The sequence below is a fragment of the Thermosporothrix hazakensis genome, assembly GCF_003253565.1.
In the GTDB taxonomy this organism is placed as follows: Bacteria; Chloroflexota; Ktedonobacteria; order Ktedonobacterales; family Ktedonobacteraceae; genus Thermosporothrix; species Thermosporothrix hazakensis.
Map to the genome: position 1 here is coordinate 35,220 of NZ_QKUF01000024.1, position 18,871 is coordinate 54,090.

Annotated in this window: 23 protein-coding genes; 5 read left to right on the forward strand and 18 right to left on the reverse strand. The window is 53.2% G+C overall.

Annotated elements, in window-relative coordinates; translation table 11 throughout:
- Window positions 1–78 precede the first annotated feature (78 nt).
- The 5 genes from EI42_RS23795 to EI42_RS23815 all read left to right on the forward strand — a co-directional run bounded on the left by EI42_RS23795 (window position 79) and on the right by EI42_RS23815 (window position 3,874).
- Entirely contained in the window at window positions 79–354 is a 276-nt protein-coding gene (locus EI42_RS23795; protein ID WP_111325144.1) for a hypothetical protein, read from the forward strand.
- The gene (locus tag EI42_RS23800) at window positions 317–1,189 is read left to right on the forward strand and encodes an SDR family oxidoreductase (protein WP_111325145.1); all 873 of its coding nucleotides are present in this window, start codon (window positions 317–319) and stop codon (window positions 1,187–1,189) included. The genes EI42_RS23795 and EI42_RS23800 overlap by 38 nt, the downstream gene beginning before the upstream one ends.
- Before the next feature lie 258 nt (window positions 1,190–1,447).
- The gene (locus EI42_RS23805) at window positions 1,448–2,359 is read left to right on the forward strand and encodes a proline dehydrogenase family protein (protein ID WP_111325146.1); all 912 of its coding nucleotides are present in this window, start codon (window positions 1,448–1,450) and stop codon (window positions 2,357–2,359) included.
- A 111-nt stretch (window positions 2,360–2,470) separates the two neighbouring features.
- Window positions 2,471–3,307, forward strand: coding sequence for a C40 family peptidase (locus EI42_RS23810; protein ID WP_170142864.1), 837 nt, complete (start codon window positions 2,471–2,473; stop codon window positions 3,305–3,307).
- A gap of 30 nt (window positions 3,308–3,337) precedes the next feature.
- Window positions 3,338–3,874, forward strand: coding sequence for a gamma carbonic anhydrase family protein (locus EI42_RS23815; RefSeq protein WP_111325148.1), 537 nt, complete (start codon window positions 3,338–3,340; stop codon window positions 3,872–3,874).
- 91 nt (window positions 3,875–3,965) lie between these two features.
- On the opposite strand, the gene EI42_RS23820 is transcribed toward EI42_RS23815, so the two are convergent.
- From EI42_RS23820 to EI42_RS23900, 18 genes are all read right to left on the reverse strand, one after another.
- Window positions 3,966–5,075 (reverse strand): DUF4097 family beta strand repeat-containing protein, encoded by a 1,110-nt coding sequence (locus tag EI42_RS23820; RefSeq protein WP_111325149.1) that lies wholly within the window; start codon window positions 5,073–5,075, stop codon window positions 3,966–3,968.
- 31 nt (window positions 5,076–5,106) lie between these two features.
- A complete protein-coding gene (locus EI42_RS23825; RefSeq protein WP_111325150.1) occupies window positions 5,107–5,643 on the reverse strand; it encodes a YrzE family protein in 537 nt (178 codons plus the stop codon).
- Window positions 5,644–5,830: 187 nt separating this feature from the next.
- Entirely contained in the window at window positions 5,831–6,280 is a 450-nt protein-coding gene (locus EI42_RS23830; RefSeq protein WP_170142865.1) for a DUF3054 domain-containing protein, read from the reverse strand.
- Window positions 6,281–6,287: 7 nt separating this feature from the next.
- On the reverse strand, window positions 6,288–6,443 hold the full coding sequence (locus EI42_RS32780; RefSeq protein ID WP_170142866.1) for a hypothetical protein: 156 nt from the start codon (window positions 6,441–6,443) through the stop codon (window positions 6,288–6,290).
- A gap of 19 nt (window positions 6,444–6,462) precedes the next feature.
- Window positions 6,463–7,197 (reverse strand): cytochrome c biogenesis protein, encoded by a 735-nt coding sequence (locus EI42_RS23835; protein ID WP_111325152.1) that lies wholly within the window; start codon window positions 7,195–7,197, stop codon window positions 6,463–6,465.
- Window positions 7,198–7,199: 2 nt separating this feature from the next.
- Window positions 7,200–7,868 carry a heme exporter protein CcmB gene (locus EI42_RS23840; RefSeq protein WP_111325153.1) on the reverse strand — a complete coding sequence of 223 codons (669 nt, stop codon included), beginning with the start codon at window positions 7,866–7,868 and terminating at the stop codon, window positions 7,200–7,202.
- Between the two features lie 21 nt (window positions 7,869–7,889).
- Window positions 7,890–8,585 (reverse strand): heme ABC exporter ATP-binding protein CcmA, encoded by a 696-nt coding sequence (gene ccmA, locus EI42_RS23845; RefSeq protein ID WP_111325154.1) that lies wholly within the window; start codon window positions 8,583–8,585, stop codon window positions 7,890–7,892.
- Window positions 8,585–9,877: a carboxypeptidase-like regulatory domain-containing protein gene (locus EI42_RS23850; RefSeq protein WP_111325155.1), complete on the reverse strand. Its 1,293-nt coding sequence runs from the start codon at window positions 9,875–9,877 to the stop codon at window positions 8,585–8,587. The genes ccmA and EI42_RS23850 overlap by 1 nt, the downstream gene beginning before the upstream one ends.
- The gene (locus EI42_RS23855; RefSeq protein WP_111325156.1) at window positions 9,867–10,223 is read right to left on the reverse strand and encodes a hypothetical protein; all 357 of its coding nucleotides are present in this window, start codon (window positions 10,221–10,223) and stop codon (window positions 9,867–9,869) included. The genes EI42_RS23850 and EI42_RS23855 overlap by 11 nt, the downstream gene beginning before the upstream one ends.
- Window position 10,224: 1 nt before the next feature.
- Window positions 10,225–10,800 (reverse strand): cytochrome c-type biogenesis protein, encoded by a 576-nt coding sequence (locus EI42_RS23860; RefSeq protein WP_111325157.1) that lies wholly within the window; start codon window positions 10,798–10,800, stop codon window positions 10,225–10,227.
- Window positions 10,797–12,812, reverse strand: coding sequence for a heme lyase CcmF/NrfE family subunit (locus EI42_RS23865; protein ID WP_111325158.1), 2,016 nt, complete (start codon window positions 12,810–12,812; stop codon window positions 10,797–10,799). Before EI42_RS23865 ends, EI42_RS23860 begins: the two co-directional genes overlap by 4 nt.
- Window positions 12,813–12,850: 38 nt before the next feature.
- The gene (locus EI42_RS23870) at window positions 12,851–13,297 is read right to left on the reverse strand and encodes a cytochrome c maturation protein CcmE (RefSeq protein ID WP_111325159.1); all 447 of its coding nucleotides are present in this window, start codon (window positions 13,295–13,297) and stop codon (window positions 12,851–12,853) included.
- Window positions 13,298–13,310: 13 nt separating this feature from the next.
- Window positions 13,311–13,769, reverse strand: a complete 459-nt coding sequence (locus tag EI42_RS23875; RefSeq protein ID WP_111325160.1) for a CopD family protein — start codon at window positions 13,767–13,769, stop codon at window positions 13,311–13,313.
- Window positions 13,770–13,787: 18 nt separating this feature from the next.
- On the reverse strand, window positions 13,788–14,444 hold the full coding sequence (locus EI42_RS23880) for a TlpA family protein disulfide reductase (protein ID WP_111325161.1): 657 nt from the start codon (window positions 14,442–14,444) through the stop codon (window positions 13,788–13,790).
- Window positions 14,445–14,905: 461 nt separating this feature from the next.
- Window positions 14,906–15,223 carry a hypothetical protein gene (locus tag EI42_RS23885; protein WP_111325162.1) on the reverse strand — a complete coding sequence of 106 codons (318 nt, stop codon included), beginning with the start codon at window positions 15,221–15,223 and terminating at the stop codon, window positions 14,906–14,908.
- A 21-nt stretch (window positions 15,224–15,244) separates the two neighbouring features.
- The gene (locus tag EI42_RS23890; RefSeq protein ID WP_111325163.1) at window positions 15,245–15,832 is read right to left on the reverse strand and encodes a type 1 glutamine amidotransferase domain-containing protein; all 588 of its coding nucleotides are present in this window, start codon (window positions 15,830–15,832) and stop codon (window positions 15,245–15,247) included.
- A gap of 201 nt (window positions 15,833–16,033) precedes the next feature.
- Complete coding sequence (locus EI42_RS23895; RefSeq protein WP_111325164.1) at window positions 16,034–16,681, reverse strand: response regulator; 648 nt, start codon at window positions 16,679–16,681, stop codon at window positions 16,034–16,036.
- A 247-nt stretch (window positions 16,682–16,928) separates the two neighbouring features.
- Window positions 16,929–18,866: a winged helix-turn-helix domain-containing protein gene (locus tag EI42_RS23900; protein WP_111325165.1), complete on the reverse strand. Its 1,938-nt coding sequence runs from the start codon at window positions 18,864–18,866 to the stop codon at window positions 16,929–16,931.
- Window positions 18,867–18,871 lie beyond the last annotated feature (5 nt).

Here is an 18,871-nt window from a genome sequence, read left to right on the forward strand (position 1 = left end):
ATCCACTTGCAGGGAGTGCAGACCACATGATACATTGTTGAGAGAGCATTTCACGGGAAACGTAGAAAAACCGCATCAATGGATCAGAGCTTACCAATGAAAGAGTCCCAGGAAGCATATTACCATCGTCAGGCGGTTGAGCGTCTGGCACAGCATATCCCTTTTGAGGTCAACAAGGCCGCAAAATCCGAGCAGATCGAAATGCTGCGCGGCCTCGTACTCCGCTATGGTGGAACCATGAATCCTGCCCTTTTTGGCTTTGAGGCCCGCTGCGAACTTGAACGTCTCGGTTTATGGCATCGTATAGGAAACGCATATGAGCAAGAAGACAATAGTGATAACTGGGTGTTCTAGTGGTTTTGGCAGAGCAACCGCTATCACCCTGGCCCGTCGGGGTTGGCATGTTTTCGCCACTATCCGCAAACAAAGTGATAAAGAAAGCCTGCTTGAAGAAGCCCTGGGTTATGGCTGTCAGCAGAACCTGACACCCCTTTTCTGTGATATCAGCGACGCGCAACAAATACAGCAACTTGCACAACAGGTGAAGGAAGCACTTCAGCAAGCACATGGCACCGATGATATTCCGCCACTCGATGCCTTATTGAATAATGCAGGCACAGCCTATGCAGCCCCCCTCGAATTATTACCTATCGACGATTTTCATGCACAACTTGATCTGAATGTTACAGCCCATCTGGCAGTCACACAGGCACTGCTTCCAATGATCAAGGCCGCCCGAGGGACGATTATTTTTGTGAGCAGTATTTCCGGGCTCTTTGTCGGCCCGATTACCTCCGCTTACTCGGTCAGCAAGTATGCTATCGAGGCGCTAGGAGACGGTCTACGCCTTGAGCTGGCTCCCTTTGGCGTGCGCGTCTCATTGATTGAGCCCGCATCCAGCCCTACCAATATCTGGAACACCAGCATGCAACGCTCTCAATGGCTCAATGAACATAGAAACGGGCCCTATAAGCCGCTACTCACCTTTATGGAAAAAATGGCCCTCGATTCCAGCAAAAAGGGCTTTCCCATTCGCGTCTTTACTGATACCGTGATTCGCATTCTGGAAAGCTCCAGACCAAAGGCCCGCTATGTTATCCCACGAAGCGCACTGGCAATTGTGACGCTGCGCCGCGTCTTACCGGATACACTCTGGGATTCGCTGGTCCGAAAAGTATTACGCTGGTAGAGATACAGCCCTTACAGGCGTCTTTCGGAAATGCTCTCTCACAATGGTGTGAGCAGATAATACCCCCTCAGAGCGCAGCTACCGGGCACAGTGCTTCCTTGCTTTCTATGTGCTATGATTAGGTTACGAATCACCCGGTCTTGTGCCAACCAACCTGCGGGGATTCCCTGATTGTTCTAGAGCTCCCAGCATTTCTTTTTGGTGTGCTCAAAAATAGAATCTGCCTTATTTTTTTATTACTGTCGAAAGGGGACAGAGATGCTCAAAGATACATTGTTGTATCTTGCTCAGAATCAGAGGCTACGAGAGTTCGCTATTCAGAACCCGGTAGCAAAAGGCGTGGCTCGTCGTTTCGTGGCCGGTGAGACCCTCGAAGACGCCGTTCAAGCAACACGAGCCCTGAATCAAAAAGGCTGCTCGGTCGCGCTTGATTTGCTTGGCGAGAACGTCTACACCGAAGCTGAAGCCAAAGAATCCACCCGGAACTATATCGCAGCCCTGGATATTATCCGAAGCACCGGCATAAATGCAAACATTTCAATCAAACTGACAGCCCTCGGCCTGGATATTTCCCCCTCCCTTTGTGAAGAGAACGTCACCGCAATCCTCACAAAAGCCCGAGAGTACAATCTATTTGTCGCGATTGATATGGAGGGCTCAGCCTACACCGACCGCACTATCGAACTGACACTGAAGATGCGCGAACAGTTTGAAGAGGTAGGAACAGTCATCCAGTCATACCTTTATCGAAGCAAGGCCGACATCGAGCGCCTGATTGAGAAAGGTGTGCGCACCCGGATTGTGAAAGGTGCCTACAAAGAGCCACCTAGCATTGCATATCAGAACAAGCAAGATGTCGATGCCAGCTATGTCGAGATCATGAAAATGCTGCTTTCACGTGGGAACTTCCCGGCCATCGCCAGCCACGATGAGGCGATCTTGCAAGAGGCACGGCGCTTTATCCGTAACTATGGCATCAGTCCTTCGTCATTCGAGTTTCAGATGCTTTATGGCATCCGCCGTGATCTACAAGAGCAACTGGTGCGAGATGGCTTTAATGTACGTGTGTATGTGCCATATGGCTCACAGTGGTATCCCTACTTAATGCGGCGCATGGCAGAGCGACCAGCAAACTTGATGTTTGTTCTCAGCAATGCGATCCGGCGCTAAAAAGCACAAAAGCACAAAAATATATTAAAATGAGGGACAAAGCAATGATGAGTGATTGCCTGTCCCTCATTCTTTCTTCTGAGCGTCAGGCCAATGATAGGAGCAGAAACCATGACGACTTTTGTGGTAGCTGTCAGTGTCGCTGATGTGCGACGCGACCCGGATAAAAGTTCGGAGCAGGTCACGCAAGCTTTAATGAATGTTCCAGCAGAGGTTGGCGAGAGTCAGGGAGATTGGACCCATATCACGCTCTCTGACTATGAGGGGTGGATTCAGACCAAGCATCTGGCAGAGCCCATCTCTAAAGGATTTACCAGAGTCGGTGAGCATTGCGGCACACCGTTGGATCTGGTCGCAGTTGTCACCGAACCCTATACTTTTGCGTATTCAGAGGCTGACGGAGACGAGATCCAATGTAAACTCTATCTCTCCACAGTCCTCCCACTACTCGACACCACCCATAGCAGCCGCGTTCAGGTGGCACTCCCCGGCGAGAACAGCGCATGGGTTGAGCGCACAGCGGTAAGTCTCCGCCGTGAACAGGAGAAATACCCGCGCGAGACCGTCAGAACTGCCACCGATACAGCTCGCCGCTTTCTGGATGTGCCCTACCTCTGGGGTGGCGTCAGCTTTGAGGGAATCGACTGTAGTGGCCTGACACAGCTTTGTTACCGCATGGCCGGGTACGTCCTGCCCCGAGACGCTGATCAGCAACATGACGCCCTTCCCCATACTGTCACGCGTGAGGAGATGCAGGAAGGCGATCTGATCTTCTTTGGCTCGAAAGCAATCACACATGTTGCGCTGGCGCTCAATAACAGGGATTTCATCCACGCATCTGGAAGAAACAATATGCGCGTCATGATCAATAGCCTGGATCCCAGGAGCCAGCTCTACCATCAGCGCCTTGATGAAACCGTCTGGGCAATCAAGCGCGTTGTCGACTAAAGCTTGTCTGGAAAAAGGGAGGCTCTTTGTATGCCTATCTTACCATTCAATGGGATCACTCCCAGAATCGCGGATGATGTCTTTATTGCTCCGGGAGCAATGATTATCGGTGACGTGACGATAGGTGCAGGCTCAAGTGTCTGGTATAACGCGGTGATTCGGGGTGATACCGCTCCTATTGTGATTGGCAAACGGACAAACATTCAGGATAATTGTACCCTGCACACTGACCCTGATGCCCCGCTCACCATTGGTGATGAATGTACTATCGGTCATAACGCGATTGTCCACGGGGCGACGCTTCAGAATCGGGTTCTCGTAGGCATGCATGCGACAGTGCTTTCACATGCTGAAATCGGCACGGAAACTATCATCGGTGCGGGTGCACTTATTGGCGAACGCAAGCAGATCCCCGGCGGAGTCCTGGCACTTGGGCTTCCCGCGAAGGCAGTGCGAGAGCTTCAGGAGACAGAAAAGCAGCAGATCGCGGCAAGTGCACAGCACTATCAAGAGCGAGGTCAGCAACATCAACGCTCGCTTGAAGAAACGGCTGATGGAGCCCGGTAAGCCAACTTATACCTGCGACCCGCTTCCCGCTCCTGCTTCCCACCTCTAAAAAGTGAGCCCGGTACAGAAATGTTGTACCGGGCTTTGCCTGCTAGCGACCTTTTCTGACGTTGATATCTCCGCCGCTCGAAGATGCTTTGATCGTTGCTTTGGGTCCAGTACCCACAACGTTACTACCAAACTCATTGTTCACCTCGCCACCGGTGGTCTCCAACTGGGCCGCAAAGGCCGAGTTCTCAGGCAGGTTGAGCGTGACTTTACCACCGCTGGTATGGAAGGTGTAATCCCCATTCACAGCCAGTGTTCCCTGAAAATCAATATCACCGCCGCTGGTATTGACTTCAACGGTCCCCTGGAAGAGACTGTCTTTGAAGGAGATATCACCGCCACTCGATCGAACGCTACTATTGCCGGATAATGCCACATTCTCTGCCCGGATCGTTCCACCATTGGTCTCCACCTGTAAGACACCATTGGTTTGCGTCAGGGTAATATCACCGCCCGAGGTGTGGATCTGGGAGGCTCCTGAGAGCCTCGAGTTCGACAGGCTGACATCGCCCCCCATCGTTTTGAGATCAAGCTTGCCATTCACGTTACTGAGATCAATGTCACCGCCGTACGTCACAATATTCACATCTGCTACTGCGGGAACCGTGATTTCAAGGTCAACGTCAGCTCCATTCAGAAAAGACACCCCATCAATATTAGAGGTGACTTCAATGGTGTTGCCATTCTGTTGATAGTTCACCGTGGCATTCGCGGTCGGTAACAGGCCGAAGGAATACTTTGTTGCTTGAATATGAACGCTATCAGTATTTCCCACCTTCACATGCACATCTCCCGCGCCATTGTTCACAATCAGATGAGGCGCCTGCTGCCCTGCCTGTAGCGTAAAGTCGCGATTCTCCACCCCATTGACCCGAGAGAAAAACGCTTTTCCTCCGGCCAGGGCAGAGAACAGTAAAACAACCAGAAGCAAGACGATCCACCAGCCATGTTTGCGGCGCTGGCGTGGTGGCTGCTGACTCCTTCGTTGCTCCTCAACGGGATGAATTTTCTCCCCGATGTTCTCTGCACCGGGCACTCCATAACCTTCGGCATAGGCAGCTTCCTCACGCGGATCAATCTGCCGTTGTTCACCCATGCCTTCCTGTCGGCGAGATGTCTCCTGTGGATAGAACATTGCTTCCTGGTTGCTCACAACTCGTTTGCTCCTTCTCTACTTCTGGTTATTAGTGACCTTGAGGCGGCATCTCCTGTGGATACTGAGCCTGTGGCTGCTCATAGCGTGCATAATCACTCTGAGACTGTGATGAGGATGGATATTCATAAATCTTCCCGCCCTCAGTATAGGTCTCGTTCTGGGTTCTGGGTGCCTGATAGCCCTGCTCATAGGACGACGGCTGGTAATATGGCTCCTGCTGTTCAGGAGGCCGCTGGTAGGTTGGCTGACCGTAAAAGCGTTCTCCAATCGTCTGGCTGACAGCCTTTTGCTGTGAACCGAGAATACCTGATAGCACGATGATAATCAGAATGCCCGGCCACCAGAAATTGAACAGGGCACAGACAGCCAGGCCCACAAGCCAGACAACTCCGATAAGTCCTCCCCATACTGCCCTCGGGTTTCCGCTTGCAAGCGACCCCAAAAAACTTGTTGCGGCAAGCACAAGGAGAATGCCCGGCCACCAGAAATGAAACACCGCACAAAGGATCAGGCCAATTATAAAGACTGCCCCACTAAGACCGGAAAAAGCGCCCCTTGATCTCATATATCTCTCCTCTCAAGAAGAACGTGCTATCCCCACTTCAAAAATCATAAATACAAAAACGTTAATTCATCCTATTATATCAAACAATCATTAGATATACGGAGCGCAATCGAATTAGTTCGATGGCCAATACAGGACATATAAAAAAAAGGGGCACGTGGTGCGCCCCTTGAAAACACTTCTCTGTTTAGTCCGCGCTCTTTTCTTTAGAGCGAATAACCCAGGAGAAAGGCAAGCGCCAGATATAAAGGCCAACCAGATTGGTCAGGAACGTCACAATCGCGAAGCTGACCTCAACTGGCGTGATAAACACCTGACGCAGTCCCATTGCCCCAGCACAGGCCAGTAGCCAGGCAATGCCGGTACGCGCCGCCATCTGGCCCGGGCGACGCTCAGTCTTGCGGCTAAAGACGCCCAGGAATGGAGAGATCACAAACCAGGCCACCGCCAGCGGCCAGGTCACACGCAGCATATTCTCGGCGTTGATCTCTTTCTGGTGCATTTGTAAGCCAATAGCCCCGATAATGAGGAAGACCAGCAGGTCACCAACCGCCAGCCCGAAAATGCGCCCACCCCTGGCTTTTCTCCCTGAGGAAATCGCAGGCGCGTTATGTACGCCGCTCTCTTTCACTGCCATTTCGCCTTTATTCCTCCTGTTCTTGCTGCTCACGAACCAGTTCTTCAACTGCCGCCAGCTCGGTACGCGCTCCGCGGAGCCGCAAAGCGATAACAACGACATATGCCATCAGGATCAACCAGCCCAATGCATAGGCCAGCATCATATATGTAAAACCGTTCATTTCAGGTTCACCTCGTCAACTAGCGCATTACCAGCAAGCGTAGACGCTGAGCCAGCGTTTGCAGACGCTGGAGCTGATACACCTGCATCACCAGGAACACATAGAAGATCGTAAAGGTGAGCAGTACAACCAGCATAGTCAACAGCATTTCCGGCGGAAGCTGACTGACCTGAGTAGGATGTTGCCCACGCCACCAGTTCACCGCCAGATAGATGATCGGCACATCAATCGCGCCCAGAATCGCCATGACCGCCCCGACGCGCATGCTATCCAGCGTTCGCCCCATATAGCTACGCAGCATCAGATAGCCGATATACATAAACCACATAATCAGGGTGGCGGTCAGCTTTGGCTCCCAGACCCACCAGGCGCCCCAGATCGGGCGTCCCCAGAGCGAGCCAGTCACCAGAGCAATCGTGAGGAAGACAGCGCCTACCTCAGCGTTTGCCCGGGAAATCCAGTCCCAACGCTCATTGCGCCGAATTAACGCAACAATGCTGGTCACTGCCAACAGCACAAAGGCCAGCATCCCGACCCAGGCGCAGGCAAGGTGCAGATAGAAAATGCGTTGTGGATCTTTTTGTAGCGCATCAGTTGGCGCATAAAGAAAGATCATCCAGGCAGAGATCAGCCCCCCGATGAGTGAGAGTCCCGCAAGAACCAGCGAAACAAGGGGAAGTTTTGTATCCCTCTCCTGGCCTGCCACCCGCGCGGCTTTGCGCTCGGCAGGGAGTGTATGATCCGTTAAGGCCATAGTTAGTCCTCAATGATAAACTGAAACGCGAGCGTCGAGACGCCCAGGAAGATAACATCAAAAGCAATTATCAGGCCAAGCCAGGGCGGCTCATTCGGTAGCGGCGCAATTAGCGCTTCCGTCAGCCGAACAGCTCCGATCATGACCGGCACCACCAGCGGAAATACCAGCAGCGGTAACAGGAGCTCTCGCGCCCGGGTTGTGGCTGCCATCGCTGCACACATAGTTCCAATGGTCGCAATACCAACCGTTCCAAGCAGAACCACCGGCACCAGTGCACCCACAAAAATATGTAAGTTGAAAAGGACAATATACACGGGTAACGCCACCAGCTCTACCACAAAGATAAAGAGCAGGTTCCCGAGAAGCTTCGCCAGAAAAATCGCTCGCCGATCCACCGGACACAGCAACAGCCGATCCATCGACCCTTGTTCCTGCTCCATAGCCATCGTGCGGCTTAAACCAAGTATGCTCGCGAACAAAAAAGAGACCCAGAGCACCCCGGGAGCAACCGTTGCTTTATCATCAATGCGCAGATCAAAGACAAAATTAAAAATGACCAGTACCAGCAGCGCAAACATGCCCATACTGAACCACGTTTGCTTACTGCGGAGTTCACAGCGAATATCTTTCCAGAGTATAGCAAAAACCTGTAAGAAAAACTGCTTCATAGCTTCCTGACTCCACGCATCTCAGACGCGTAGCTGTTCCTGCACATCGGCCAGCGAGATAGCCTCTGTAGCATCCTGCAAGGCGACCTTACCGCCTTTCAACAGGACAATCCGTTCGCTTAACTGAAGCGCTCGTTCAAGTTGATGCGTGGTAAAGATTGCGCCACCTCCCTGCTCAATATGCTCCTGTACCAGCACATCAATCAACTGCTGTCCCTCCTGATCCAGCCCGGTATCAGGTTCATCAAGCAAGAGCAGCCGGGGAGCATGTAAGAGGGCCCGTGCCCAGGCCACCCGCTGGATCATCCCACGCGAGAAGGTCGCGACCCGGTCGTGCATACGCCGAGCCAGTCCGAGCCGCTCTAACAGGGCCCGTCCGCGGGCATCTGCCTGCGCGACATCATAAAGCCGTCCAAAGAACGTCAGGTTCTCTAACGCGGTCAGTTCCTCATAGAGATAGGCTTGATGCCCGACAAAACCAACCAGCCGCCGAATCTGTTGGGCATCACGCACGCTATCCAGCCCGGCAACCGTTACCGTGCCACCGCCCGGGCGTGTCAGGCAAGCAAGGATCCGTAGCAGCGTGGTTTTGCCCGCCCCATTCGCGCCCAAAAGTGCCAGCCGTTCCCCGGGACCAAGCATCAGGTCAACGCCTCGCAGCACTGGCTTCAGACCAAAACTCTTGCGCAACCTTCGTATTTCAACAAGAGCGCTCATCAGCGCCGTGCCCCCTCTGTCTTTTTGTCGAGCAAGGAACGCAACTGCGCCTTGAGCCGGGCTCGTTGCTCCTCATACTGCTTCTTTTTGAGCTTGCCTTTCTCAAATTCCCTGTCGAGTTTCAGCAAGGCGGTCAGTAATTCCTGCTCGCGTTCATCATCTTCTGGCTGCTTCTCCTGCCGCTTCTGAGATGCGGCCTTTTTATCTGCGTTACGCGTTGCCTTTCTGGCAGCCTCACGCCGCGAGCGATACACAATCCAGGTCAGCAGGATAATCACCAGCATCAACGCGATAATCACGATAAGCCAGATCGTTGACGAGTCTAGCTGAGTTCCCTGCGCGTTCTGTGAAGCAGTGCTCGGAGCCTGCGTATTCACGACGGGCAGCCCTTCCAGGCGCACCTTGACCGACTTCTCTTTCGTCAGTGCCTGTGCCTTAAAGACGTTGTAGGGATGTTCTTCAACCGTTACCACGCCATCAGAGGCGACATCCTGCGAACCCGCCGTTGTATGGAGATCCGTTGGCACCATAAAGGAGACCTGCACCGTTGGGTAGATCGCATGATATGTCAGGTCCAGTGTGTCGCCTGTATAGGGTACATCATACGACAGCGAGAACTCATTGTCACCCGGCAGCACAGCCGCATCGGTTGCGAAGCCCTGATCGGACTGAATAGAACGATAGCCAGCGAATCCCTTCACCAGCGAGATATTCGTTGCGCCCTGCGGCAGCGAGAAGAAAAGCGCGTTGGGGCGGCCCTTTGAGGCATCAAGCGAGCCCACAAAAGCTTTTGTGTTCAGATTTTTGAAGGCCACAATCTCGGAGACACGCACCATCCCCGTCTTTTCATCCACCGACTTCACCAGCAGCGTCGTCTGGACAATCGCCACTTTTGACGCGTCCGAACTGGCCTCATAGACAGTGAGGTTGACCTGTTGCTCCGGCTTCGTGCCAAGTGAGACCGGCTCAGTATAATAGTGAGCGTTCTGGTAGCGGATATAGACGGCATAGCTGATCGCTTTGTCAGTATCGAGCCCGGAGAACGAGAAGCGTCCGTTGGGGTCAGTAATTGCGGTCGTCACATCCTGCGAAGAGCCATTCTGCGCCTTCTGCAATGTCACTGTCTGCCCGGCAAGCGGCGCGTTCTTGTTTGAACCGTCAAGCAACTGCCCATAAATACGCCCTGTGGTTTGGGCGAACGCCGAAGAGAGCGGAGCCAGAGCGGCCAGCACGCCAACAAGCAGCAGCAGAATCAGAAAACTGCTTCCTTTCAGCAAGCACTTATTCATCATCTGCCACCTCTTTCTTGCTCTTTGCTTCTATTTTTTTCATCTGCTCTAACTGTTCCTCGATCAATGCATCCAGCTCTTTTTCACGCTCGTATCGTGTCTTAAAGGCAGTCAGGGCGCGGCGCATATAGCGTTCACGCAGCGTACGATAATCTGGCTCGACAATATTTCCCAGTTGATAATCAAGCTCAACCTCACGCAGCGCAGCTCGGGCTGCCTCATCTTGCTCCACAACAGGCTCTGGCTCCGAAGAGACAGCCACCTGGGGCGCAGCCGTCCGCTGAAACAACGGATAGAGCACAAATACCAGGGCCAGAATGCCCAGAACAAGCGCTATTACAATTGCCATACTACTTCGCCTCCATTCCAGAGGCTTTCCCCTGTTTTTTGCTTTGTGCAGGCGAGCGAAACAGGATATCCTCTTCCGCCAGTTCCTCTTCTAGCAAGGAGCGATACGGTTCCAGCTCCTCGCTGACCGGCTGTTCATTACCCCCTGTTGTCTCTCGTGCCACCGCCCGCCAATCACGCAGGGTCGCAAACACCAGCGCGAGTCCACCAAGCAGCAAGGCCAGCGGAACCAGCCATGCAAGCAGCGAGAAGCCCTGCCACTGGGGTGCCCAGACAATGTCACTGCCATAGTGCTCCTGAAAATACGTCAGGACTTCCTGCTCGGATTTTCCGGCAGCCAGTTGCTCGCGAACGGTTGCCCGCATCTGCCGCGCCAGATCAGTGGTTGATTGCGCGATCGACTCTCCCTGACAAACAGGACATTTAATCTGCGATGACACGGCCTGTACACGCTCATCCAGCGTTTGGTTTGAGGCCGCTCGAAACCAGAGAAAGGACCAGACCGCCGCGATCAACACCAGCCCCCCAGCGGTCAATAGCAACCAGCCACGCCCCTGACGCCGACTCACCTGCTTCATACAGCCACCTCCGCGCTTTGCTTCTCATCCTTCTCGGGAACACTCATCCGGCGCTGCGAGCGTACACGCGACCCCTGTTGCGCCGCAGGCCACCAGCAGAGCAGCCCACCAAGTAGCATCAAACCACCACCATACCAGATAAGAGGGACCAACGGATTCATAAAGAGCCGCACACCAACTTTTGTCGGGCCATCCCAGTCATTCAAAAACACATACAGATCATTCAAGCCAAATGTCGTGATCTCAATCTTGCTGACCGGCTGGTCCATCTTATGGTAGACCTCGCGTCCGGGATAAATATACTTCAGTAGCTTCCCATCGCGCCAGATCTGGAACTGAGCCGTCACCACTGTTTTCCCGGTCTCTTCCTGCTGGAGATTGCCCAGAAAGACAAGCTGATAGCCAGCGATCTCGGTTTGTTGACCGACCTTCAGCGTCACATCATGCTGTATCTGGAAGAACTGAGAGGCAATCACCCCGATCGCCAGAAAGACCAGCCCCAGATGAACAATATATCCTCCGTAACGCTGCCGATAGCGCTTGAAGAGCATAAACACTGCGACCGGGTAAGACTCTCCATGCTTGTGACGAACACGCGCACCGCGCCAGAGTTCATAGAGGATCGCAGCCCCGGTAAATGCACAGATCGAGAAGGCAATATTTGCCAGCACGTTGGTAATACCACACAGGGGCAGGATGATCGCGCAGAGCGCCGCCAGCACAAGCGGTACACCGATATTACGCCAGATCACCGATGTTGAGGTACGACGCCAGGCCAGCAGTGGCCCCACACCCATCGCCAGGATCAGCAAAGCGAACAGCGGCCCGTTCACTCCATTGTAAAATGGAGGTCCCACAGTCATCATCTGCTTGTTTAGAGCAGAGGAGAGCAGCGGGAACAGCATACCCCAGAGCGTGGCAAAGGTAATGCCAAGCAGCAAAAAGTTATTGAGCAGAAACACCCCTTCACGCGAGACGATCGAGTCAAATTCCTGATCTGGGCGCAATCTGGGAAGACGGAAAAGAAAGAGTCCGGTTGAAAAGACAATCACGACAGCCAGAAAGACCAGGAAAAAGCCACCAATATCTGAATACGCAAACGAATGCACCGAACTAATCAGCCCGCTGCGAACCTCAAATGTACCAAAGATGGTCAGCGCAAAGGAGGCAATAACAAGGAATAAGTTCCAGACCTTCAGCATTCCCCGACGCTCCTGCACCATCGTGGAGTGAAGAAAAGCCGAAGAGGTCAGCCAGGGTAACAGGGCCGCGTTCTCCACCGGATCCCATCCCCAGTAGCCTCCCCAACCAAGCACGTGATAGGCCCACCAGGCTCCGACCAGCAAGCCCGCACTCTGAATAGCCCAGGATGCCAGCGTCCAGCGCCGAATAGCCCTCAACCACTCGCTATTGAGATGCCCGGAAATCATCGCGGCAACAGCAAAGGCGTAAGGCAGGGAGAAGCTCATGAATCCAAGCAACAGCAAGGGAGGATGCAACAACATGCCAGGGTCCAGCAACAGCGGATTCAACCCCACACCATCAGCCGGGATGGCAGTCAGCCGTACAAACGGGTTAGAGACCGTCAACAACATCAGGACCAGGAAAAGTTGAATGCCCATCAGTGTTGCGATTACATAGGGAACCAGCACGGCAGGCGCACGCTTGTAAGTCAGAACGAAGAGAGAGGTAAAAAGACCAAGCGAGAAAGACCAGAACAGTAATGATCCCTCTTGCCCACCGTAGAGCGCTGCCCAGACATAATACCAGGGCATACTTCGGCTGGAATGCTCTGTCACATACCGAACACCAAAGTCATGCGTAATAAAAGAGATCACCAGCGCCGCAGTTGCCAGCACCAGAAACGCTGCTACAACCAGCGCACCATGACGCGCACTACTGGTATACTGTGACCGTTTCTTCCATGCGCCAATCACAGCCAGAACCAGTGTCAGCACGGCAAAGAGTGCCGCCAGAATCAGCGATATAAAGCCAAGTTCAGAAAAATACACAGCGATCCTCGAAGAAGAAGTGCTACTTCACTACAGGGCTACGGCGTTGGAGTGCCAGTTTGAAATTTTGATGGGCATTTTGCCAGCAAGGTCTGTGCCTGAAAAGGGTCGCTTCCGGTATAATGTCCCTCAACAACGACCTGTACTCCGTCCTTAAAGATATCGGGGACAACACCGCTATACACAACCTGCAACGTCTGTCCGCCCTCAACGATAGTAAATCGAAGCGTGTTCGTCTTTTCATCTTTAACAATCGATCCTGCCTGTACATTACCGGAAACACGCACGGAACGTGTGTTGCAGCTTGTACACTGTCGGAGTTCCTTGACGGTTAAATAATAGGCAGCACTCGCCTGAGTATTGGCATACACAAGATAAATGACCGCTCCAAGAATGGCAAGACCCACAATAAGGAGCCCAACCGGAAAGCGTCTGGAGCGCCGAGGGATCGACTTTGTTTCTTCAATCGCGATAGCAGACGGCACGTTGTAACCTCCATCAGCGGGGTGCAATCGTTGCGATATAGAGAATATTCAACAACGCCCCCAGTATAAATACACCTATTCCAAGAGCGAGCATCAACTGCGGAGCCCTCTTCGAGAGGCGACTTGTTTGTTTTGCCAGTCGACGAACCTGGCTCTGACCCAGATAGATCACCAGAAGCAGCATCGCGGCAACCAGAACCAGCTTCAGACCCAGAACCAGGAAATAAGGCCAGCCAAGCGCTGTCATCGTCAGACGATCAAAAATCAGATACGCGCCACTGAGCAGCAGGACACCCGCACATATCTGTGTCATCTTGTGAAAGAGGGACGCGATCTGTGCAGCCACCCCTGGAGCGGGCCCACCGTTGCGCAACGCAGGCATAATCACGAACTGATACATCACGCAGCCCCCGACCCAGAGGGCAGCGGAGAGTACATGTGCGACACGCATACAAAGCTCAAGAGCCAGCACAGAACACCTCAACCCTCATCACAGGCCGAATTTCTTCAGCGCAATATCAAGCGTCTCTTCTGTGAATGGGCCATATCGTGCCAGCACTTTGCCGTCGGCAGAGATAAAGAAGGTCTCGGGATAGCCCCGAATGCCGTAATCCTGCCCGACATTGCCATTGAGCGTATCCTGCACATTCTGATATGAAATACCGTATTTTTTGATAAACGCATGCGCTGCACTGGAATCTTCATACACATCAATGCCAAGCAAAACCACACCTTTTTGCTGCAACCGTTCCTGCCAGGCTTTTTGCAGGGCAGGCGCTTCCTGCTGACAGGGAGCACACCAGGAGCCCCAGAAATTCAAGATAACCATTTTACCCTTCAAATCGGACAGGCGTAGCTGCTTACCGTCAGCGAGAGATTGAAGGGTAAAATCAGGGGCAGCTTTGCCGATCAGCGGGCTGGGTATTGTCCCCTGTCCATCAGCAGCAGGCGATTTGGTCGCTGGAGTAAAAAGCTGTGTCGCCAGCAAAATGATCAACCCGATATTCACGGCAGTCACAATAGAGAAGACCAGAATATTGCGCTTGCGTGAACGCTGTTGCAATGCAGCAGGCTTATTGATAGGCTCCGCGGTATTCTCTTGCTGTAATTCGTCCCGAGTCGTTACGTGTTTTTCTCGTATTTCCATGCTTTTGACGATACCTCTAGACTCCTCACATCAGAAGCCCGAAACTCCCTTGCGGCTTTCTTGCTATATCAACGGGCAGCCGCGATAGCGCCTGAAAAACAGGTTCTCCTTTTGCCTCATGCTAACGAAAAAGGCTCCTTCTTTCTCAATCGGCACATGCACAGTCAGCCAGAAGGCAAAGAAAAGCCTTTTCTTCAAAGAAGAACTCAGTGTGATTATGGTGCTTTTGCCTGATAGGCAACTTGCAACAGGGGAAGCTGACCTTACAAAAACCTGAATAAAACAGTCAGACGAGGAGAGAGCCTAAGAGGGAAAGAAAGACCTCCTGCCCGGCCACGTGTTGGCTGTCAGGAAGTCTTCCTCGGAGAGATACAGGTTGCCTCAGAGAGCTGCGCAACCCGCGCTGGTGTGCCGCTGTACTTGTGTCTCCAGGGCATATTCTACAATTCATCCTATAACGCTTAGCGCTTCTTGCCATGTGCCTTCGCTTCAGCAGTTGCTCGGCTCACAAACTTGCAGAAGCGGCTTTCCTGTCCGCCAGAAGTGGTATCCTGATAGAGGAAGGCAAGTTGATTCTCATCAAACTTCTGGAAGAACTCATCCCAGCTAATTGGCTCAAGCTTCTCGTCACCTGTACCATATCCCGGAAAATCAATACGCAGCACGCCAGCCTGCCCGCCTGAGGTCGTCCCTTTTACCGTTGCGGGCTGGCCACCGCGGGCCTCAACCCACTTCTTAATTTCTGCATGATCTGTTGTGGTTCTGGATTCAGAAGACATATCTACCTCCTGGGGCTGTACTTACATCGAGATCACATTCTGGGTTTTCTGTGTTGCCTGTTCCCTCGACTCACAGAACAGCGTCACCATTGCGGAATTGAAGGCCGGTAAATCTTTCGGACTGCGACTTGTCACCCAGTTCTTATCGCGTACCATCTCCTTATCAACCCAGTTGCCACCAGCGTTCCTGATATCATCCTGAATGGTGTAGTAGCTGGTAAGTGTGCGTCCCTTGACACAGCCCGCCGAAACCAGGAGCCAGGGTGCATGACAAATCGCTGCGATCGGGCGTCCCGACTGATCAATCTTCCTCACAAATTCCTGTGCTTTCGGATTTACGCGCAAGGAGTCGGCGTTAAGAGCGCCACCGGGGAGCATTACCGCATCAAAATCGTCTGGATTGGCATTGTCCAGCAGGAGATCAACCGGGAAACGATCTGCCTTTTCATCATGATTCATTCCGGTGACCTGCCCGGCTTGTGGCGAAACCACAACCACCGAGGCCCCGGCCTGCTTTAATGCTTTGATTGGCTCTGTAAACTCCGCCTGCTCAAAATCGTCAGCTACAAGCACTGCAACACGCATACCATCAATTTTATGGTGAGTCATAAAAGAAACCTCCCTTCTGGCACTCTGGAAGAGTTTCGAGAATGATCTTGCTCTTACTATTCATCCTCGAAATGACACGAAGGGAGGGAGATAAAGGTTACAGCAACCCGAACGGGAGAATGAAACAGCGGCTTGCCGACCTCTCGCAGCCAGCAAACCAGAGGAGATGATCTGTCTTGATGCTTTCTTGCTACCCGAGCGTCATAGCGCCTCTGCAATGCGGGGCGCGGGCTTTACATCCAGGAGCCAGAGCAGGAGCGCCGCCAGCACGATCAGCACGCCGATCAACGCGACCAGATACTGCGCCAGCATACCTACAACGACCAGAAACAGGCCCGCAGCGGTCACCACCGGCCAGATGCTCGGTGTAGAATGTGTTGGATAGGCAGCCAGGAGCAGTTCTTCGGCACGCTCTTCCGTTTCCGGGCTGCGGGCGGCCTGTGACAGCAACAACTGCCCGATCGCCTCATGCAGGACACGCGCATCAAATGGCTTAGGGAGGTAAATGGGCTGTATCTCGGCCGCACCGGCAGCGGGAAGCGCAGGCACCGAGATAGGAGCCTGTTGCACAATCGAATCATCCCAGGAAAGGACCACAAGGGGTAAATCTGCAAAGCGGGGATGACTGTAAATAGATTCCAGCGCCGAACTATCGGTCCGAATTCCACCGTCAACATCAAGAATCAGCAGATCAACGGTCCGGGCAACTGCCAGGGAAACAGCAGCGGGAGAAGAGACAGTGATAACATGATAGCCCTGATGCTGCAATCCAAGCGCGATCAGTCTGCCCATCGCGACATCAGGTTCAATCAAGAGGACGTTGGGTTTTTCCCCCTGTGTCTGACTCATGGAAGCTCCTCCAGGTAGCGAGTAAAATCAAGACGACCAAGCGTACTACCACTATAGAGGATAGCCAAACCACATAGACATCAACTTAACAAAATAGGGTAAACACCTTACAGGAACCTGAATAAAAACGCCTGCAATATCAGGTGTTTACCTGATATAACAGTCTGGCACCACAAGCCGGTACTCTTCAGCAGCACCAGTTGAGGGCCAAAAACAGAGCAATTTCAACTATCGCCAAGCAGAACGCTTAAAGCTTCATCAGCTTATACCCGACGTCAGGAACCGTGACGATATATCTGGGACGACGAGAATCAGCCTCAATCTTGCGCCGCAACCGACTGATATAGACCCAGATGAAGTCGACATCGCGGTTGTATTCTGGTCCCCAGACCTTCTCAAGCAAGAGCTCATGTGTCACAACGCGCCCGGCATTCTGCGCCAGCACGTTCAGCAGATTATATTCAGTGCGGCTCAACTGAACCGGCTTGCCACCCACTGTCACTTGATGCTGTGCGTGGTCAATTTCCAGCTCTCCTGTGCGGAAGATGGGCGAGCGAGCAGGCTTTTCCTCGCCCGCCGCGCGCCGCCGCAAAATGGCTCGCACCCGGGCCAGCAGCTCCTTCATACCAAAGGGTTTCATCACCACATCGTCACAGCCCAGATCGAATAGATAGACCCGTTCATCTTCGTCACTATCATCGTCGCAGAGCATGATGATCGGGATCTGCGAAAACTCGCGCAGCCGCTGCAACAATTCAACGCCGCTCATATCGGCCAGCCGAGAGGAGAGCAGAATAATATCAGGCTCGTCAAGATCAAGGTGGCGCAAGAACTGGATGCCATGATTGACCGTATGGACACGATATTGCTGCTCTTCCAGGTTCGCACGAAGATAGCGTGTCAAACGCTGATCGCTCTCGGCAAGCAGCACGTGGACGCGGCGGTCCTGGCGCAGAGGAGCGGTACGCGATGTTCCCAGCGTTAACGGTGCGGTGTCCTGAAGCGCGGGCAATGGCGCCGTCTGTTGCGCGGAAACGGTAATCTTTGGCGCGAATGGCAACGTAAAATAGAAGCTTGCACCCTCTCCCGGTCCCGGCGATTCGGCCCAGATTCTCCCTCCATGAGCCTGTACAGCCGCGCGAGCCGCCGCTAAACCAAGCCCGCTCCCGCTTGACTGCTCATCCCCATGAGGAACATGGTAGAAGCGATCAAAGATACGGTCAAGATGCTCCTGAGCAATGCCAATGCCCTCATCCAGAATGCCAATACGTGCCTCCACCTCGTTAATTTCCAGACGAACAGAGATCACTGAACCGGCAGGAGAATACGCAACTGCGTTGTTTAACAGGTGAGTCAGAATCTGTTCCACACGGAGCGGATCACACATCAGCATGGGGACATCAGGCATGATACTGAGCACAAAGCGATGGTTCGGAGAGTGCTTCTGCCAGCGGCGAATGAACTGATCCAGCAACTCGGCCAGATTGACCTGTGTCAGCCGGAGCGGCTGCGCTCCCGAGTCCAACCGCCAGACATCCAACAGCGTATTCAGCACTTCATACAGGCGATCTGACTGTGTATCGATCATCTGCAACATCTCACGCTGCATCGCAGGGTCCCAACGGGCCGAACTGCCAAGCAGGGTCGTCGCGCAGCCCTTGATAATTGCCAGCGGTGTTTTTAGCTCATGGGCGGCACGCGCTAAGGTCTCGCCCTGCGCCTCGGCAGCCGAGCGTTCCAGCGTGATATCATCAAAAAGCAGCCCGCGACCAAGCAGCATCCCACGATTATCATGAACCGGAAAACTCCGAATTCGTAACCAGCGAGCCGCTGCATCAGCCAGCGCCAGATCAGTACTATATTCCTGTTCAGGGTGCTGCCAGAGATTTTCCAGTTCGGAATGCGCCTGGCGTGGATCGGCAGCCAGCGCAAGCAGGTGGTCACGGACACTGAAGTCTTGAGGCGTAACCAGATCACGCTTGCTGATCTGCAACAACCGTAAGGCACTTGGATTTGAATAGATAACTCGCTGTTGATTAAGCAGCATAAAGCCGCTGGTCATGCTTGAGCAGACCTCAGCCAGAACATGATATTCGCGTGTAAAAGCAGCCGGGATCATAGAGTAATCAGAAAGCTGCCCCGTTGCAGCATAGAAATCTCTCGTCCACCAACTTTCGCTGGACATGCAGT

Excerpts from the sequence above, each read along its gene's own strand:
- EI42_RS23825 (WP_111325150.1), bottom strand. The coding sequence starts at position 5,643 with ATGAGATCAAGGGGCGCTTTTTCCGGTCTTAGTGGGGCAGTCTTTATA.
- EI42_RS23855 (WP_111325156.1), bottom strand. The coding sequence starts at position 10,223 with ATGGCAATTGTAATAGCGCTTGTTCTGGGCATTCTGGCCCTGGTATTT.
- EI42_RS23850 (WP_111325155.1), bottom strand. The coding sequence starts at position 9,877 with ATGATGAATAAGTGCTTGCTGAAAGGAAGCAGTTTTCTGATTCTGCTG.
- EI42_RS23805 (WP_111325146.1), top strand. The coding sequence starts at position 1,448 with ATGCTCAAAGATACATTGTTGTATCTTGCTCAGAATCAGAGGCTACGA.
- EI42_RS23880 (WP_111325161.1), bottom strand. The coding sequence starts at position 14,444 with ATGGAAATACGAGAAAAACACGTAACGACTCGGGACGAATTACAGCAA.
- EI42_RS32780 (WP_170142866.1), bottom strand. The coding sequence starts at position 6,443 with ATGAACGGTTTTACATATATGATGCTGGCCTATGCATTGGGCTGGTTG.
- EI42_RS23890 (WP_111325163.1), bottom strand. The coding sequence starts at position 15,832 with ATGACTCACCATAAAATTGATGGTATGCGTGTTGCAGTGCTTGTAGCT.
- EI42_RS23830 (WP_170142865.1), bottom strand. The coding sequence starts at position 6,280 with ATGGCAGTGAAAGAGAGCGGCGTACATAACGCGCCTGCGATTTCCTCA.
- EI42_RS23795 (WP_111325144.1), top strand. The coding sequence starts at position 79 with ATGGATCAGAGCTTACCAATGAAAGAGTCCCAGGAAGCATATTACCAT.
- EI42_RS23835 (WP_111325152.1), bottom strand. The coding sequence starts at position 7,197 with ATGGCCTTAACGGATCATACACTCCCTGCCGAGCGCAAAGCCGCGCGG.
- EI42_RS23900 (WP_111325165.1), bottom strand. The coding sequence starts at position 18,866 with ATGTCCAGCGAAAGTTGGTGGACGAGAGATTTCTATGCTGCAACGGGG.
- EI42_RS23810 (WP_170142864.1), top strand. The coding sequence starts at position 2,471 with ATGACGACTTTTGTGGTAGCTGTCAGTGTCGCTGATGTGCGACGCGAC.
- EI42_RS23885 (WP_111325162.1), bottom strand. The coding sequence starts at position 15,223 with ATGTCTTCTGAATCCAGAACCACAACAGATCATGCAGAAATTAAGAAG.
- EI42_RS23840 (WP_111325153.1), bottom strand. The coding sequence starts at position 7,868 with ATGAAGCAGTTTTTCTTACAGGTTTTTGCTATACTCTGGAAAGATATT.
- EI42_RS23860 (WP_111325157.1), bottom strand. The coding sequence starts at position 10,800 with ATGAAGCAGGTGAGTCGGCGTCAGGGGCGTGGCTGGTTGCTATTGACC.
- EI42_RS23800 (WP_111325145.1), top strand. The coding sequence starts at position 317 with ATGAGCAAGAAGACAATAGTGATAACTGGGTGTTCTAGTGGTTTTGGC.
- ccmA (WP_111325154.1), bottom strand. The coding sequence starts at position 8,585 with ATGAGCGCTCTTGTTGAAATACGAAGGTTGCGCAAGAGTTTTGGTCTG.
- EI42_RS23815 (WP_111325148.1), top strand. The coding sequence starts at position 3,338 with ATGCCTATCTTACCATTCAATGGGATCACTCCCAGAATCGCGGATGAT.
- EI42_RS23895 (WP_111325164.1), bottom strand. The coding sequence starts at position 16,681 with ATGAGTCAGACACAGGGGGAAAAACCCAACGTCCTCTTGATTGAACCT.